The organism is Xanthobacter autotrophicus (assembly GCF_005871085.1).
In the GTDB taxonomy this organism is placed as follows: domain Bacteria; phylum Pseudomonadota; class Alphaproteobacteria; order Rhizobiales; family Xanthobacteraceae; genus Xanthobacter; species Xanthobacter autotrophicus.
Genome location: NZ_VAUP01000005.1, coordinates 21,504 through 38,189 on the forward strand (window position 1 = coordinate 21,504; position 16,686 = coordinate 38,189).

Below are 16,686 nucleotides of genomic sequence, written 5' to 3' on the forward strand. Positions count from 1 at the left end.
CGGGCTTCGCTCAGGAATTCAGGCTCAGGAATTCGCGGATGAGCGCCTGGGTAGAGCCATCCTTGCCGTCCGCCGACGCCCCCGCCCCCAGCATGGGAACGATGGCGGTGGCGAGTTCCTTGCCGAGCTCCACGCCCCACTGGTCGAAGGCGTTGATGTTCCAGATGGCGGCCTCCACGAACACGCGGTGCTCGTAGAGCGCGATCAGCCGCCCGAGGGCGAAGGGATCAAGCGTGCGGAAGGCGATGGTCACCGAGGGCCGGTTGCCCGGAAAGCTGCGGTGCAGCGCCATGCCGGCCCCGGCGGGGCTCAGCCGCGCCTGCGTCTCCGCGAGGCTGCGGCCGTTCATCAGCGCTTCCGACTGGGCGAGGCAATTGGCCACCAGCAGGCGCTGGTGCTCGGCGAGATCCGTCTCGTGGCCCTCCAGCGGCAGGATGAATTCCGCCGGAATCACGTCCGTGCCCTGGTGCAGCAGCTGGTAGAAGGCATGCTGCCCGTTGGTGCCCGGTTCGCCCCACACCAGGGGGCCGGTGGCATAGGCGACCGCCTCCCCCGAAAGGGTCACGCGCTTGCCGTTGCTCTCCATGTCGAGCTGCTGGAGATAGGCCGGCAGGCGGGCGAGCCGCTGCGCATAGGGCAGCACGGCGCGGGCCGCATAGCCCATCCCGTTGCGGTGCCAGACGCCGATGAGGCCAAGCAGTACCGGCAGGTTCTGCGCCAGGGGCGCGGTGCGGAAATGCTCGTCCATGGCATGGGCGCCGTCCAGGAACGCCTCGAAACGCCGCGCGCCCACTGCGATCATCAGCGGCAGGCCGATGGCCGACCACACCGAATAGCGCCCGCCGACCCAATCCCAGAAGCCGAACATGCGCTCGCGGGCGATGCCGAAGGCCTCCACTTCCGCCAGCGCCGTGGACACCGCCGCGAAATGGGCGCCGGCCACCGCTTCGCCCACCGCCGCCGCGATCCAGCGGCGGGCCGAGCGGGCATTGGTCATGGTCTCGATGGTGGTGAAGGTCTTCGACGCAACGATGACGAGGGTGGTCCGCGGGTCGAGCCCCTTCAGCGTATCGGCGAGGTGCGCGCCGTCCACATTGGAGACGAAGTGCAGGCGCGGCCCGTCATGGAATGGCTTCAGCGCCAGCGTCGCCATGGCCGGGCCGAGATCGGAGCCACCAATGCCGATGTTGATCACGTCCGTAAACGGCGCCCCGGTGGATGAGGCGATGGCGCCCGAGCGCACGTCTTCCGCGAAGGCGAACAGGCGCGCGAAGGTGGCGTTCACCGCACCCATCACATCCACGCCGTCCACCGGGATGGGCCGGTTGGCGCGGTTGCGCAGGGCCACGTGCAGCACGGCGCGGTTCTCGGTGGTGTTGATGCGCGCGCCGTCGAACATGGCGTCGCGCTTGGCCTCCACCCCGGCGGCGCTGGCAAGGTCCATGAGGGCGGCGAGGGCCGGCGCCGTCAAATGGGTCTTGGAGAAATCGAGGAGCAGATCGTCCAGCCGCGCGGAGAAGGCGGCAAACCGCCCCGGGTCCGCGTCGAACAGGGCGCGGATGCGCAGGCCTGCGGCCTCGGCGGCCTCGACGTTGAGCCGCGCCCAGGCGGGGACGATGTCGGTCATGGGGTGTCCTCCCTCGCGCCTCGATGGTCCGGCTTCAGGCCCGCAGCGCCGCCGCGGCGCGGCTGAGGGCTTCGATGGCGGCCCAGTCTCCGGCCGCCACCAGAGCGCGCGGCAGCATCCAGGAGCCGCCGACGCAGATCACGTTGGGCAGGGCGAGATAGCCCGGCGCGGAGGCGAGGCTGATGCCGCCGGTGGGGCAGAAGGTGAGCTGCGGCAAGGGCGAGGCGATGGAGGCGAGATAAGCGCTGCCGCCCGCCGGCTCGGCCGGGAAGAACTTGGCATAGCGGTAGCCGTGCTCGATCAGCCGCATGGCCTCCCCCGCCGTGGCGATACCCGGCAGCAGCGGGATGCCGGCCTCGGCGGCGGCATCGAGCAGGCGCGGCGTGGCGCCGGGCGAGACCGCGAAGCGCGCACCGGCCTTCTCGGCCTCCTCGAGCTGGGCGGCGTCCAGCACCGTGCCGACGCCGGGGATCGCGCCCTCCACCTCATCCGCCACGGCGCGGATGGCGTCCATGGCCTCGGCCGTGCGCAGGGTGATCTCGATGGCCGGAAGGCCGCCCGCCACCAGGGCGCGGGCGAGCGGGACAGCGTCCGCGGCGCGCTCAACGACCACCACGGGCACCACCGGCGCGCGGGACAGAATGCTGTGGAGACCGGACTGGATCTTGTCGTTCACGCGAAAACCTCCTGGAAAATGCTGGCGCCCTTTTCGGCCTGGCCGACGGCGTTTCGGAACGGGGCGAAGAGCTCGCGGCCGACGCCGCTGTGGGAGGCGGAAAGGTCCGCCGTCACCGGTGTGCGGGCGGCCCATTCGGCGGCCGGGACCAGCACTTCGAGGGTGCCCGCCACCGCATCCACGCGGATGAGGTCGCCGTCGCGCACCTTGGCGATGGCGCCGCCGTCCACCGCTTCCGGCGTCACATGGATGGCCGAGGGCACCTTGCCCGAGGCCCCCGACAGCCGCCCGTCGGTGACAAGCGCCACCTTCAGCCCGCGATCCTGCAGCACGCCCAGCGGCGGCATCAATTTGTGCAGCTCCGGCATGCCGTTGGCCTTGGGGCCCTGGAACCGAAGCACCGCCACCATGTCGCCCGTCAGCTCGCCGGCCTTGAAGGCGGCCTGAAGCTCCTCCTGGGCATGGAACACCCGCGCCGGCGCCTCGATGATGTGGCGTTCGGGAGCCACCGCCGAGGTCTTGATCACCGCCCGGCCGATGTTGCCGTCGAGCACCTTCAGCCCGCCGGTGGCCTGGAAGGGCTCGGCCGCCGTGCGCAGCACCTTGTCGTCACCGGTGACGGCGGGACCGTCGCGCCAGGCGAGGCTGCCGTCTTCGGCCAGCACCGGCTCTTTCGTGTAAGCCTCCAGCCCGCGCCCGAGGATGGTCTCGGCATCGGCATGGAGCAGGCCCGCGCCGAGTAGCTCGCGGATGACGAAGGCCATGCCGCCGGCGGCGTGGAAGTGGTTCACGTCCGCCGTGCCGTTGGGATAGACCCGGGTGAGCAGGGGCGTCACCTCGGCGAGGTCGGAAAAGTCCTGCCAGGTGAGCGCGATGCCGCCCGCCGCCGCCATGGCGACGAGATGCAGGGTGTGGTTGGTGGAGCCGCCCGTGGCGTGCAGACCGACGATGCCGTTCACGAACGCCTTCTCGTCCAGCATCCGCCCGGCGGGGATGTAATCATTGCCCAGCGCGGTGATGGCCAGCGCCCGTTGCGCGGCAGCCTTGGTGAGGGCATCGCGCAGGGGCGTGTCCGGGGTCACGAAGGAGGCGCCGGGCAGATGCAGGCCCATGATCTCCATGAGCATCTGGTTGGTATTGGCGGTGCCATAGAAGGTGCAGGTGCCGGGGCCGTGGTAGGACTTGGATTCCGCTTCCAGCAGCGCGTCGCGGCCGACCTTTCCTTCCGCGAACAGCTGGCGGATCCTCGACTTCTCGGTGTTGGACAGGCCCGAGGTCATGGGGCCGGACGGGATGAACACCGCTGGCAGGTGACCGAACGACAGCGCGCCCATGACGAGGCCGGGAACGATCTTGTCGCAGATGCCGAGGAACACCGCCGCATCGAAGGTCTGGTGGGAGAGCGCCACGGCGGTGGAGAGCGCGATCACGTCGCGCGAGAACAAGGACAGCTCCATGCCGGCCTCGCCCTGGGTGACGCCGTCGCACATGGCGGGCACGCCGCCGGCCACCAGCGCCACGCCGCCCACGCCACGGGCGGCCTCCCGCAGCAGCTGGGGATAGCGCTCATAGGGCTGGTGGGCGGACAGCATGTCGTTATAGGCGGTGACGATGCCGAGGCTCGCGCCCTGGCCCTCGCGCAGCACCGCCTTGTCGCCGGGGGCGCAGGCGGCGAAGCCGTGGGCCTGGTTGGCGCAACCCAGCGCCTGACGGCGCGGCTTATGGGCGGCGGCGGCGGCGATGCGGTCGAGATAGCGCTGTCTCTGGTCGCGGCTGCGCTGCGCGATCCGCTCCGTCACCTCCCCCACGCGGGCGTTGAGGAGGGCGGAGGTCGGCACGGCGGACGGGGTATTAGCGGACGGGGTATCAGCGGACATGGCGGTCTCCTCCCGGAGGGATCCGCCTATCCTGTAGCGGGTCTTCCGGCAATCGGTCTCTTATGATCGTCTCTTATACGCGTATCTTGCGACCATCTCTTGGCAAGCAGGGCTTTTGGCAAGCAGGCCTTTGGCAAGCGGATCCCTTGGCGCTCCGCTTCCCTCACGGGCGATGCCGCTCGGGAAGACAGCGCAACCTTGACCATCAGTCGTCGCCGGACCAGGTACGGCCGTCGCGCTCGATGAGGGCGATGGCGGCGGCGGGGCCCCAGGTGCCGGCGGTATAAGGCTTGGGCGGCTCGCGGGAGGCGCGCCATGCCTCCAGAATCGGGTCCACCCAGCGCCACGCCGCCTCCACCTCGTCGCGACGCATAAACAGGGTCTGGTTGCCGCGCACCACGTCCATGAGCAGGCGCTCATAGGCATCGGGGTTGCGCACGCCGAAGACGCTGGCAAAGCTCATGTCGAGGGGCACATGCTCGAGCCGCATGCCGCCGGGGCCGGGGTCCTTGATCATCAGCCAGAGCTTCACGCCCTCCTCCGGCTGGAGCCGCAGCACCAGCACGTTGGCGCGGAGCGCGCCGGCCGACTCGTCGAACACCGAATGGGGCACCGGCCGGAAGGTGATGACGATCTCCGACACCCGCGAGGCCAGCCGCTTGCCGGTGCGCAGGTAGAACGGCACGCCCGACCAGCGCCAGTTGCCGATCTCCGCCTTCAGCGCCACAAAGGTCTCGGTGTCCGAAGTGCTGGACCCCAGCTCCTCCAGATAGCCCGGCACCGCCCCACCCGCCGAGGCGCCGGCGCGATACTGGCCGCGCACGGTGAGCTGGCCGGCATTGGCCTCGGTGATGGGCTGGAGGGCTTTCAGAACCTTCAGCTTCTCGTCGCGCACCGCGTCCGCGTCCAAAGACACCGGCGGTTCCATGGCGACAAGGCACAGCAGCTGGAGAATGTGGTTCTGCACCATGTCGCGCAGGGCGCCGGCAGTGTCGTAGTAACCGGCGCGGCCGGCGGTGCCGATGTCTTCCGCAACCGTGATCTGCACATGGTCGACGTGAGCATTGTTCCACACCGGCTCGAACAGGGTATTGGCGAAGCGCAGCGCCATCAGGTTCTGCACCGTCTCCTTGCCGAGATAATGATCGATACGGTAGACGTTGCGCTCCTCGAACACCTCGCCGATGGCTTTGTTGAGGGCGACCGCGCTCTCAAGGCTCTTGCCCAGCGGCTTCTCCACCACCACCCGCGCCCCATCGACGGCGATGCCGTGGGCGCCGAGGCGGGTGCAGATGGGGCCGAACAGGGCCGGCCCGGTGGCCAGATAGAACACCCGGATCATGTCCGTATGGGTGGCGATGAGGGCGGCAAGCCGCTCCCATCCACCCTCGCCTTCCGCCTCCACCGGCACATAGGTGAGGCGGGCGAGGAAGCGGGCCACGTCCGCATCCTCAAGATCGCCGGCGGGCACATATTCGGTAATGGCGGAGCGGGCGAAGGCGACGAAGGCCTCCGGCGTCATCTGCTGGCGCGAGGCGCCGACGATGGCGGCGCGCTCCGGCAGTTGGCCGGCGCGGTCGCGCTGGTAGAGCGCGGGAAGAAGCTTGCGCCGCGCCAGGTCGCCGGTGGCGCCGAACACCGTGAGGACGAAGGGTTGCACCGGAATGACGCGACTCGACATCAAATTCGCCTTGCAGTGAGGCCCGTCAGGTCGGGACGACGGTCCGGAGCCTGGGTGGCGGCACGAGCCGGGGAGGCTCGGCGAGATTTATGCGGCTGACCGCGCCTGCGTCAATTAATAACTTCACATGATTTATATATTGGCCCGGAAAGCACACGCAAATACCGCACCCGGTTCAGTGGACTGCCGACGCCCCGATCAGCCGTTCCGGAGGCCGATCAGCCGTGCCGGAGGCCGCGCGGCATTGCGCACCGCCGTCGCGCCGCACATCCTCCGGCACCAGATGATCTGCGGCTGGATGGCCGCAGACAGGAAGGGCGGATCAATGACCTTCACAATAGCGCCCGGCGCGAGCGCCCAGTCGCCCCAGGCGGATCAGCAAGATCAAAAGGATCTCGAATGGTGGCGCGGAGCCGTGATCTACCAGATCTATCCGCGCTCCTTCCAGGATACGGACGGTGACGGCATCGGCGACCTGAAGGGCATCGTCCGCCGGCTGGACCATGTGGCGGCACTGGGCGTGGACGCCATCTGGCTGTCGCCCTTCTTCACCTCCCCCATGAAGGATTTCGGCTACGACATTTCCGATTATCGCGGCGTCGATCCCATCTTCGGCACCCTCGACGATTTCGATGCCCTGGTAGAAAAAGCCCATGCGCTGGGGCTGAGGATCATCATCGACCAGGTGCTGAGCCACACCTCCGACCAGCACCCGTGGTTCGCCCAGAGCCGCGCCGATCGAACCAATGCCAAGGCCGACTGGTACGTCTGGGCCGACCCCGAGGCGGACGGCACGCCGCCCAACAACTGGCTCGCCGTGTTCGGCGGCTCCGCCTGGGAATGGGACAGCCGGCGCCGGCAATACTACCTGCACAATTTCCTCACCTCCCAGCCCGACCTCAACCTGCACAACCGGGCGGTTCAGGACGCGCTGCTGAACGAGGTCCGGTTCTGGCTCGATCGTGGCGTCGACGGGTTCCGGCTGGACGCCTGCAATTTCTATTTTCACGACCCGATGCTGCGGAACAACCCACCGTTCACCGGTGAAAGCGAGGTGCCCCGGGCCAACCCCTATGGCTTCCAGGATCATGTCTTCGACAAGAACCGCCCGGAGAACCTCGATTTCCTCAGGCGGGTGCGGGCGCTGATGGCGCTTTATCCCGGCGCCATGACCGTGGGCGAGATCGGCGAGAGCGGGGAGCGGGCCCTCGCCCTGATGGCCGCCTACACCTGCGGCGGCGACAAGCTCAACATGTGCTATTCCTTCGACTTCCTCGCGCCGCCGTTTTCGGCCGGCCATTTCCGCCGCATCGTCGAGCGCTTCGAGGCCGCGGCCGCCGACAGCTGGCCGTGCTGGGCCTTCTCGAACCACGATGTGACGCGCCACGTCTCCCGCTGGCGGGGCGAGGGGCGCAATCCGGTGCGCCTCGCCCGGGTGATGGCGGCGCTGCTTTTGGCGCTGCGTGGCTCCGTCTCGCTCTATGAGGGCGAGGAACTGGGCCTCCCCGAGGCCGACCTCGCCTTCGAGGATCTGGTGGACCCCTATGGCGTGCGCTTCTGGCCCGATTTCAAGGGCCGCGACGGCTGTCGCACCCCCATGGTGTGGGACGCCGCCGCACCCCATGGTGGCTTCACCACGGGCCGGCCCTGGCTGCCGGTTCCGGCCGATCACCTGCCGCTGGCGGTGGACCGGCAGAGCCATGACGCGGGGTCCGTGCTGGCCCAGTATCGCCGCCTGCTGGCGTTCAGGCGGCACCATCCGGCCCTGGTCAAGGGCAGCATCAGGTTTCTGGACAGTGCGGGCGAAATCATCGCCTTCCGCCGGGATTTCGGCGGCGAAGGGCTGATGTGCGCGTTCAACCTCGGCACCGAGCCGGCCACGCTGGAGCTGCCCGAGGGCCTCGCGGCCGACCCCATCGCGGACCTCGGCTTTTCCGGAACCATACGGGATGCCTGCGTGCGGCTTGAGGGATTGGACGCTGTCTTTGCCCGGCTGTGAGGGGGTGCGCGCTCTGCTCTTCTCAGGGCGTGGTGCCGGCGAGAAAACGCTCCATGGGCATGAGCCGCCAGACCACCGGGCATGGCGCACGGACGGCGGCGGCCAGAAGATAGTCGGGTCCAAGGTCGCATTGATGCAGGTGCCAGTCGCCCGCGGCGCCCAGATGTCCGGCCAGATGGGCCACAGCCGGCGCTTCCTGGCCAGCGGGGCCTGATCCGGCAAGCTGGAAGGACACGTCGTTGGGCGGCAGCGACAGGCCCAGGCCCACCGCCTTGGCGAAGGCCTCGCGCAGCGTCCAGTAAGCGAAGGCCCTGGGTCTGGCGGCCGCGCCGGCGGCGGACAGATCCGCCACCTCCGCATCGGCCATGATCATGGCCATCGCCTCCAGGGGAACCTCGCGGACGTGGGCCTCCACATCGACGCCCACCAGGGGCGTGCCAGCGATGGCGACGGCCACGGCCGTGCCGGAATGGGACAGGCTGAACCCGGGCCCTGCCCCGGCCTGGGAAGGCCCGGCAAGGAACGGGCCGGCGAGGAAGGGCTTGCCGCTCGGATCCCGGGCGAAAGCCAGATCCTGCGGATCGACCCCCAGGCAGCGACCGAGGGCCAGCCGCTTCACCGCGTGCGCCAGAAGAAAAAGGTCCCGGTCGCGGGGAAAGGCGAAGGCCCGCCGGCGCGCCTCCTCCTCCGGACTGAGGGACGCCATCAAGCGCACGCGCATGTCCGGCGCCAGCAGGTCGGTGAAGCCGTGCAGGATCAGCACCTCGCCGGACGCCGGCCCGTGATCGAACGCGCCATCCCGCGCCCCCATCGCAATCTCCCCCTGCCGCGTGCCGGCTGTGCCCTCACGACACCGAGCGGATGAAGGCGATGATCGCCTGCTGGGCGGGCGCGTCCCACAACAGGGGGGCGTGGCCCTGGTCCGCCACCTCATGGATCACAAGGCCCGGGTGATGGGCCGCCATGTCCGCCATGGTCTTCGCCGACAGCACGTCCGACAGCGCGCCGCGCACCACCATGGCGGGCACATGGGCAAGGGCATCGAAGCCGGGCCACATGTCCGGCAGGGGCTTGCCGGGATCGATGGCCTTGAACGACTCGCCCAGCGCCGGATCATAGGAGAGGCACGGCTTGCCGCCGGCATCGCCATGGATCTGGCGGGCAAAGCGCTCCCACTCCGCATCGCTCAGGGCCGGGAACATGAAGCCCTGGCTTGCCTTCAGGTCGGCGACGGCCTCCGGCCAGCTCGCCGGCAGCGGCGCGCCCACATAGCCGCCGATGCGCACGATGCCGGCCACATCCACGAACGGGCCGATGTCGTTGAAGATGGCGCCGGCGAACAGCTGCGGCCGCAGGATCGCCAGCACGAACATGACGAGGCCGCCCCGCGAGGTGCCGAACAGCACCGCCCGGGAGATGCCGAGCACGGCAAGGCCGGCCAGGATGTCCTGCGCCTCCTGGATCGGCGTGTAGGTGGTGTAGGGCGCATGGCCCGAGCCGCCGCGCCCGCGATAATCGAACGCCACCACGCGGGTGGGATGGGCGCCATCGGCCACCAGCGCCTGCGCCAGGGCCTCATAATCCCGCGAATTGCGGGTGAGGCCGGACAGCAGCACCACCGGCAGGGGCGCCGCGGGGTCCCCCCATTCGCGCCCCAGCAAGGCGACACCGTCCGCGCTCGGATAGGCGAAAAAGCGCGCCGGGGCCGTCCTCAACTGGTCTTCGCCGGCCTGTCCGGCCGGTTCTGTTTCGTGCTGGTCCATGCTCCTCCCTCCCGGCCGCTCTGCCGGCGTCCGTTGAAGCCGCCTCTACCCGGCAGTTGCCGGCGGGCCGAAGGCAGCTCCGGCCCCGCGTTGAAAGCCCCCGTCACGAGACGGGCGCGGCGGGCGCCTTCACGGCGGCGGCCGAATCGTTCCAGCCGTGGGCGTTGAGCCAGTCCACGGTGGTGTCCAGCGCCGCATTGGTCTCCGGCGCGTCCCAGGCCGGCCCGGTGAACACCGGCGGATCGACGCGCCGGAAGCGCGAGCCCAGAAGCTGGGCGCACTGCGCGCTGGTGGCAGCGGCGCCGGCCTGCAGGAACAGGTCCACCAGCACCAACGGATTGAACGGATCCAGCAGCCACTGGCGATAGCCCCAGTCGGCGCTGCCCTCGGAGAGGCCGGGCGACAGATAGCGGGACTGGCCGGCGAGGTTGCGCGGCGTTCCGACGGACAGCAGCGCCATGTCCTCCAATGCCTTCTGCTGGGCCAGCGCGCCGGTGATGGCCGTCAGCGCCGGATTGTTGGAGGCCACCGCCCCATCCACATAGGCGGGACCGGTCTGCGCCCCGCTCTGGTAGATGGGATATTGCAGCGGCATGGCCATGGTGCGCAGCACCACGTCCGCGATCAGCTCCACCCGGCCGAGATCGCCGGGAAAATTGGAGAAGGTGCGCGGCAGCCAGCTGCGCTGCCCGTCGGAAAGGGCATTGTCGAGCTGCACCGTATTGACCAGCACCGGCCGCTTCACGTCGGCGAGGATGGCGCCGGGGCCGAACACCTCGTCGCAGAACGCCTTGATGCGCCCCGTGGTCATGGCGGCATTGTTGCCCAGCACGGTGCCGGCGATGGACCACGGCGTCTGGCTCTCGCGCACCTCGTCATCGAAGCGCAGCACCGCCTCGAAGGCGAGGACCGGATCGTCGAACCACGCCAGCAGCAAGGCGTTGACGGCGCCGTTCGAGGTGCCGGCGAACAGGTCGATCTGGCGCAGGACGCTGAAGCCGAGCACCTCGGCCCGGCGCTCCAGCGTCGAGAGGAACACGCCGGCCTTGCCGCCGTTGCCGCCGTCCAAAGACAGGATGCGATACGTCATACCCCTTCTCCCTTTCGTGCTCCGGCCTCACCATCGAGAAACGGCTTCAAGCGGGCGGCGAGTGCCGCCGCCCCCTCGGGATCGAGAATGATCGACATGTGGTTGCCCGCAAGATCCACGCGCACCACACCGCCAGCAACATGGGTCCGCAACTCCGCTTCCAGCGGATCGTCCGCCCCCTGCGAGGAGCCCGCGCGGAACAGCACCGCACCTGCGGTGATGCGGGACGGACAATAGCGGTATCCCATCGTCGTGTTGAGATTGAAGATGCGCAGGGAACGCCCGACCCCCGCCCAGAAGGCGCGATCGAGCCTGAGGTCCCGGAAGCTGGCCGGCAGGCTCAGCCCGATGAGGCGCGCCAGGGCCGTAAGGTCGCCATAGGAGCGCGGCAGGCGCACCTGCGTCACGAACGTGCCCATGCGCCACAGTGCCTTCACATGGCGCAGGGGATCGCGCGAGCGCACGAAATTCTCGGTTTCCATCACCGCGCAGTCGAGGAAGGCCAGCGTCGCCACGCGCTCGCCGCTCTCCTCCAGCAGCCGCGCCATCTCGAACGCCACCGGCCCGCCGGAGGACCATGCGGCGACATGGTAGGGCCCCGAGGGCTGGCGCACCCGCATCGCTTCCACATAGAGACGCGCCATCTCCTCCACGGTGGACAAAGGCGGCGCGTCGTCGATCAGCCCCGGCGCCTGGAAGCCATAGAGCGGCTGGTCGCGGCCCAGATGTTCGGCGAGGAACAGGTAGCACCAAGGGCTGCCACCGGCCGGATGGACACAGAACAAAGGCGGCCGCGCGCCTTCCGGCTGCACCGGCACCAGGCAGTCGGGCAGCGGCCGGCGATCCGCCTCGGCCGGCGCGTTGGCGGCGATCCAACGGGCCATGCCGCGCAGGGTCGGGGCCTCGAACAGGATGCGCAGGGGCAGGTCCACCCCGAACGCCTCGCGCACCCGGTGGACGAGGCCGGCCGCCACCAGCGAATGGCCACCGGAGGTGAAGAAATTGTCCTCCGGCGCGATACTCGGGCGCTTCAGCAGCGCGCTCCAGATGGCGGCCAGTTGCGCCTCCACCCCGTCCTGCCCGCCCTCGACGGCCAGCGCCGCGCCGTCATGGCGCGCCAGGGCGTCAGTGTCGATCGAGCCGTCCGCCGACCGGGGCAAGGCATCAAGCACGCGCAGGGGACAGGGGATAGGCGTGCCGAAGCGGTCGGGCATATCGTCGTTGGCGGGCGCGGCCAGCACGGCGCCGGAGCGAGGCACCACGAAGCCCGCCAGTCCCTGAAGAGGCCGCACCGGCTGGCGCACCCGCGCCCTGACAAATGGCGAGGCGCCATCGAGCCCGATGGACAAAGGCGAAGTCCCCAGCGCCAGCGCCGCCTCAAGACTGGCGAGGGCGTCCTCCACGCGCAGGGTGCGGAAGCCGCGTGCGGCGGCAAATTCCGCCGCCCCGGCATCGCCGCCCGCCGGCGCACTCATGCCGAGGTCGGCCCAGCGGCTCCAATTAAGGCACAGCACGCGGGTTCCCTCCCCCACCATCCCCGCCAGCGCGGCATTGGCGGCGGCATAGGCCCCGGCCTCGGCGCCGCCGAAGATGGCATTCACCGACGACCACAGCACGACGAACCCGCCAGGCCGGCGCCCCATGGCCTCGATCACCGCCCGCGCGCCCACCGCCTTCGGCGCGAAGGCGGCCGCCAGTCCCGCCACCGTCTCCTCCGCCAGTGCTCCGGCCGGGGCGAGGCCGGCGAGGTGGAAGGCGCCGTCTAGGGGGCCGCCGAACTGCGCCTCCGCCGCGCGGATGGCGGCTTCCAGCGCGTCGGCGTCGGTGACATCCACGGCGCGGGTGAGCAGGTCCGGGCCATCCTGTTCGCCGTCCGCAGCGGAGCGCCCGACCACGAGCAGCCTGGCCCGGCAGCGCGCTGCCAGATGTTTGATCAGCGCGCGCCCGATGCCGCCGGTGCCGCCGGTGATGAGATAACGCCCGCCGGTCTTCAACCGGAGCGCGGGATCGCGGGGCGCGCGGCTTGGGTCCACCGCCTCCAGCCGGGGCACGAAGCGGCCGGCGGGCCGCAGCGCCACTTCGGCCTCGCCATCCGGTGCGCGGATTTCGCGGGCCAGCCGGGCCATCAGGTCGGGGGCGGCATCCTGGTCGCTGACATGGATCTGCCGGCAAGAGAGGTCCGGCATCTCCTGCGCGGCGGTGCGCAGCAGGCCGCGCAGGGCGGCGCGGGCCGGGTCGATCCCCTCCCCGCTCCCGGCCCCGCCCCGCGTCACCACCGTGAGCGCCACCGACCGCCCCTCCCGCCCGCGCCCCATGTGCTGGAGCAAAGCGACGCTGGCCGCCAGCTCGGAGCCGGCTCGCGCCCGGAACGCATCCAGCGTCTCGCCGGCGGGAACAGGTGCCAGCGGGCGCAAATCCACCACCATGTCGGCCCACGCACCGGGCGATGCACCGACGAGGGCCGACTGAACGACCCCATCCACATCGGCACCCGCCGTCTCGACCGGTACCCCCTCCCGTTCCAGCGCCTGCGCCAGCGCGGCGGCGATCTCGGCCGGACCGCCCAGAAGCACCACGCCGCGCGGCGGCGCCGGCTCCGCTTCCAGATCGCGCCGCACCCAGCTTTCGGCATGGAACCACGCCGGCACCGTGCGCGTGCGCGCGCCCTGCGCCAGTCGCGCCATCAACTGGGCGCGCAGCTGCATGCGCTGGATCTTGCCGCTGGTGGTCTTGGGAAAATCCGGCTGGGGGATGGCGATCACATGGGCCGGGGCGATGCCAAGCTGGCCCGTCACCGCCGCGCGGATGGCGTCGGCCACCACCGGTGCGTCCGCCTCCGGGCGGGGGGAGAAGAACAGGGCCAGCGCCTCGCTGCCCGTGGCCGCATCCGGCACGGCGCAGGCCGCGGCAAACGTGGGCTGGACGCCGGCCACCGCGTTCACCAGATCCTCGATCTCGTAGCAGTAGAAATTGGCGCCGTTGACGATGATCAGCTCTTTCTCGCGGCCGGTCAGGGCAAGATTGCCGTCGCGGATGAAGCCGAGGTCGCCGCTGTTGAACCAGCCGTTGCCCACGAAGGCCTCGGCGTTGGCGGCCTCGTTGCGCAGATAGCCCGGCGTGATCACGCCGCCCTTGATCTGGAACCGCCCGATGACCCCCTCCGGCACCAATGCGCCGGCACCATCCACGATGCGGATGGCCACCCCCGGCACCGGCGGGCCGAGCTTGATGAAGCTCGCCGCCTCGGGCGCGTCCGCCGCCACCGGCCGCAGCCGGCCGCCGAGGGAGGCCTTGTCGATCCAATGCACTGAGTGGGCGGAATCGAACCCGGTCTCATAGGTCATGCAGGTGCAGGCCTCGGCCATGCCGAAGGCCGGCTGCATCGCCTGCGCCCGGATGCCGAAGGGCGCCGTGAGGGCGAGAAATTCGGCGATCACCGGCAGCGTCGCCTGCTCCCCCGCATTCATGAGGGTGCGCACATGGCCGAGGGCGAAGCGGCGCCCGCCCCCCTGCCGCAGCGTGTCCGACACCAGCTTGAAGCCGAAATTGGGCGACCAGCTGCGGGTGACGCCGTGGCGGTCCATGAGGTCGAGCCACAGCAGCGGATCGGCCAGCACCGCCGCCGTCTCCACCTGGATCTGGGTCATTCCCAGATACACGTCGCGCAGATGCCAGGTGAGCATGGGCACCACATGGTCCATAGGCAGCCAGTTCAGCGCCACGTCGTCGGCGCCATAGAAGTTGACGCGCATGGTCGCATGGATGTGCGCCACCACCCCGCCATGGGTGATCTGGATACATTTGGGCGTGCCGGTGCTGCCGGAGCTGAGCTGGAGGAACAGCACGTCCCCGGGCGCTGCCGCATGCACGGTTTCGAGGGGCGCGTGGGCCGTGAGTTGTTCCAGTGCCAGCACCTGGGGCGCGGCATCGGCGAAGCGCGCCAGCCCCGCGAGCGGCCCCGCAAGCGCGGCCGGCGCCAGCACCACCGGGCGGCCCAGCAATTCCCAGGCGTTGATGAGCTTGGCCACCAGCGCCGTGCGTTCTGCGAAGGTGGCGCTCACCGCCACCGTCACCGGCTGCACGCCGGCCAGCACGCAGCCCCAGAAGGCGGGCAGATGCGCCCGCAGGTCCGGCACCTGCAGGATGGCGGTGTCACCGGGCTCAAGCCCCGCCGCCTTGAGCCCGCCGGCGATGCGCCGCGCCTCCTGAAGCAGCACAGCATAAGTGAGCCGCCGGGCCGGTCCCGCCCCTTCGAACACGATGCCGGTGTCGCCGGCCCGCTCCGCCGTGTGCAGCAGGGCATCGGTGAGGGTGCGGGGGGCGTCGGCCGGCAGCTCCAACGGCCCGCCATCCGCCAGCGCCCATGGCCCTTCGGAGCCGGGCGGCGGCTCGGGCACGACCGTCGCGGGGGGCGGGAGCGGCGCCACCGGCGGCAGCGTGACCAATGCCGCCTCCGGCGCCAGCGCGCGCGTCACCACGGCGGCTTCCGCGACACCGTCCATGCGCTCCAGAAGCGCACGCCACTGCGCGGCGGCGAAGCCATCGGGCACCGGCAGGCGGGCCAGCGCCGCGTCGTCCACCGCCCCAGCCTCGGTGAGCGGCAATGCCGCCACCGCGACGAAGGCCGCCGGCCGCTGCCAGATCGGCAGCACACGTTCGGCATGGGGCGCCCAGTCCTGCGGCGTCGCATGGCCGTCCGGCACGACGTAGGCGACGAGGCGGGGCGCGCCCGCCGTATCCATGCGTTCCAGAACCCGGCAATCGGCGATGCCGGCATGGCCACGCAGCTCCGCCTCCACGGTAGCGAGGCCGAAGCGCAGGCCGCCTGCCTCCACGCGCCGCCCGCCATCGGGCCGGCGCTCGAAGCGGCCATCGGCGCGCTGCCGTGCCCGCGCGCCCGGCGTCACCTCCGATCGTCCCGTGGCAGGGGTCACCGCGAGGCTGCCGACACCGCCCAGCGGCACTTTCTGGCCATGGCGATCGAGGACGCGCAGGGGCGCACCTATCAGCGGCGCGCCCTCGCCCACCGGCTGCGCCAGCACCGGGCCTCCGGCCTCGGCGACCTGCCACAGGGTGAAGGCATGAGCCCCCGCCGGGCCGGCCATGCCGGGGGGCGGATCGCCATCGAGGAAGACCAGCCGCGGCGCGGTTTCATCCAGCAGCGGCTGGGCGGCGGGTGGCAGCAGCGCGACTGTCGCCCCCGTGGTGCGGGCCAGCGCCGCCAACGCGGCCGGCTCGCGCTCCACCGGCGCCAGCGCCACCGTCGCACCCATCGTCAGCGGCCAGAACAGGCTGGTGACGGCCGATATGTCGTGGAGGGAGGCAGCGCACAGGCTCACGTCCGCACCAGTGAGAGGAAAGGCCGCCCGCAGCCACGCCAGCCGCTCCGCCACCGACCGCTCCGGCACGGCAAGGAGCGCCCGCTCCGGTGCGATCCGGGCGAAGGCGGATGGGTCGGCGGCGGTGCCAGCCTCTGCAAGACTTACCTCGACCAGCCTTGCCTCAGCAGCCCCCTCCTGCGTGAGCACGAACCGGACAGATGCCCGCAAGCGGTCGAGCCGCGCCGACGCATCCCCCGGCTCCAGCGGCAGGAAAGCGCAGCCCGTCTTCAGGATGCCGATGAGGCCGGCCACCAGCGCCGGGCCGCGCGCGAAGGCGAGCCCCACCACATCCCCCGGCCGTGCGCCCTGGCCACGCAGGGCATCGGCCCACTGCGCCGCGCGGGCGTTCAATGCGCCATAGGTCAGCCCCGCTCCACCATGGGACACCGCCACCGCGTCCGGCGTGAGCCCCGCCTGGCGCTCGAACAGGGGCCCGAAGCCCTCGGCCGGGGCGACGGCGCGGCCTTTCCCCTCCGCCATCAGCCGCGCCAGCAAGGCGCGCTTCTGGGCGGCAGAAAGGCCGGTGCCGGCCCCGGCTGGGCCATCGTCCCGGGCGATGCTCATGCGGCCTGCCTCATGGCGCCTGTCTCAT

Annotated in this window: 9 protein-coding genes; 1 reads left to right on the forward strand and 8 read right to left on the reverse strand. The window is 70.7% G+C overall.

Translation table 11 applies throughout. From position 1 onward, the window contains the following. Positions 1-10 precede the first annotated feature (10 nt). The 4 genes from pgi to zwf form a co-directional block, all read right to left on the reverse strand. Entirely contained in the window at positions 11-1,627 is a 1,617-nt protein-coding gene (gene pgi, locus FBQ73_RS02090; RefSeq protein ID WP_138397874.1) for a glucose-6-phosphate isomerase, read from the reverse strand. A 34-nt stretch (positions 1,628-1,661) separates the two neighbouring features. Continuing rightward, positions 1,662-2,303 carry a bifunctional 4-hydroxy-2-oxoglutarate aldolase/2-dehydro-3-deoxy-phosphogluconate aldolase gene (gene eda / locus FBQ73_RS02095; protein WP_138397875.1) on the reverse strand — a complete coding sequence of 214 codons (642 nt, stop codon included), beginning with the start codon at positions 2,301-2,303 and terminating at the stop codon, positions 1,662-1,664. Next, positions 2,300-4,180 (reverse strand): phosphogluconate dehydratase, encoded by a 1,881-nt coding sequence (gene edd / locus FBQ73_RS02100; RefSeq protein WP_138397876.1) that lies wholly within the window; start codon positions 4,178-4,180, stop codon positions 2,300-2,302. Before edd ends, eda begins: the two co-directional genes overlap by 4 nt. 205 nt (positions 4,181-4,385) lie before the next feature. After that, positions 4,386-5,861 carry a glucose-6-phosphate dehydrogenase gene (gene zwf, locus FBQ73_RS02105; protein WP_138397877.1) on the reverse strand — a complete coding sequence of 492 codons (1,476 nt, stop codon included), beginning with the start codon at positions 5,859-5,861 and terminating at the stop codon, positions 4,386-4,388. A 325-nt stretch (positions 5,862-6,186) separates the two neighbouring features. On the opposite strand from zwf, the gene bglA reads away from it, so the two are divergent. Next, the gene (bglA, locus tag FBQ73_RS02110) at positions 6,187-7,860 is read left to right on the forward strand and encodes a beta-galactosidase BglA (protein WP_138397878.1); all 1,674 of its coding nucleotides are present in this window, start codon (positions 6,187-6,189) and stop codon (positions 7,858-7,860) included. A gap of 22 nt (positions 7,861-7,882) precedes the next feature. On the opposite strand, the gene FBQ73_RS02115 is transcribed toward bglA, so the two are convergent. The 4 genes from FBQ73_RS02115 to FBQ73_RS02130 form a co-directional block, all read right to left on the reverse strand. After that, a complete protein-coding gene (locus FBQ73_RS02115; RefSeq protein ID WP_170218717.1) occupies positions 7,883-8,671 on the reverse strand; it encodes a 4'-phosphopantetheinyl transferase family protein in 789 nt (262 codons plus the stop codon). Positions 8,672-8,705: 34 nt separating this feature from the next. Further along, positions 8,706-9,623 carry an alpha/beta fold hydrolase gene (locus tag FBQ73_RS02120; RefSeq protein ID WP_138397880.1) on the reverse strand — a complete coding sequence of 306 codons (918 nt, stop codon included), beginning with the start codon at positions 9,621-9,623 and terminating at the stop codon, positions 8,706-8,708. 103 nt (positions 9,624-9,726) lie between these two features. Beyond that, positions 9,727-10,713: a patatin-like phospholipase family protein gene (locus tag FBQ73_RS02125; RefSeq protein ID WP_138397881.1), complete on the reverse strand. Its 987-nt coding sequence runs from the start codon at positions 10,711-10,713 to the stop codon at positions 9,727-9,729. Beyond that, positions 10,710-16,658: an SDR family NAD(P)-dependent oxidoreductase gene (locus FBQ73_RS02130; protein WP_138397882.1), complete on the reverse strand. Its 5,949-nt coding sequence runs from the start codon at positions 16,656-16,658 to the stop codon at positions 10,710-10,712. Before FBQ73_RS02130 ends, FBQ73_RS02125 begins: the two co-directional genes overlap by 4 nt. Positions 16,659-16,686: the final 28 nt, after the last annotated feature.

Bases quoted from the DNA above. Each gene is read 5' to 3' on its own strand.
- pgi (WP_138397874.1), bottom strand. From the start codon at position 1,627: ATGACCGACATCGTCCCCGCCTGGGCGCGGCTCAACGTCGAGGCCGCC.
- FBQ73_RS02115 (WP_170218717.1), bottom strand. From the start codon at position 8,671: ATGGGGGCGCGGGATGGCGCGTTCGATCACGGGCCGGCGTCCGGCGAG.
- FBQ73_RS02125 (WP_138397881.1), bottom strand. From the start codon at position 10,713: ATGACGTATCGCATCCTGTCTTTGGACGGCGGCAACGGCGGCAAGGCC.
- FBQ73_RS02120 (WP_138397880.1), bottom strand. From the start codon at position 9,623: ATGGACCAGCACGAAACAGAACCGGCCGGACAGGCCGGCGAAGACCAG.
- edd (WP_138397876.1), bottom strand. From the start codon at position 4,180: ATGTCCGCTGATACCCCGTCCGCTAATACCCCGTCCGCCGTGCCGACC.
- bglA (WP_138397878.1), top strand. From the start codon at position 6,187: ATGACCTTCACAATAGCGCCCGGCGCGAGCGCCCAGTCGCCCCAGGCG.
- zwf (WP_138397877.1), bottom strand. From the start codon at position 5,861: ATGTCGAGTCGCGTCATTCCGGTGCAACCCTTCGTCCTCACGGTGTTC.
- FBQ73_RS02130 (WP_138397882.1), bottom strand. From the start codon at position 16,658: ATGAGCATCGCCCGGGACGATGGCCCAGCCGGGGCCGGCACCGGCCTT.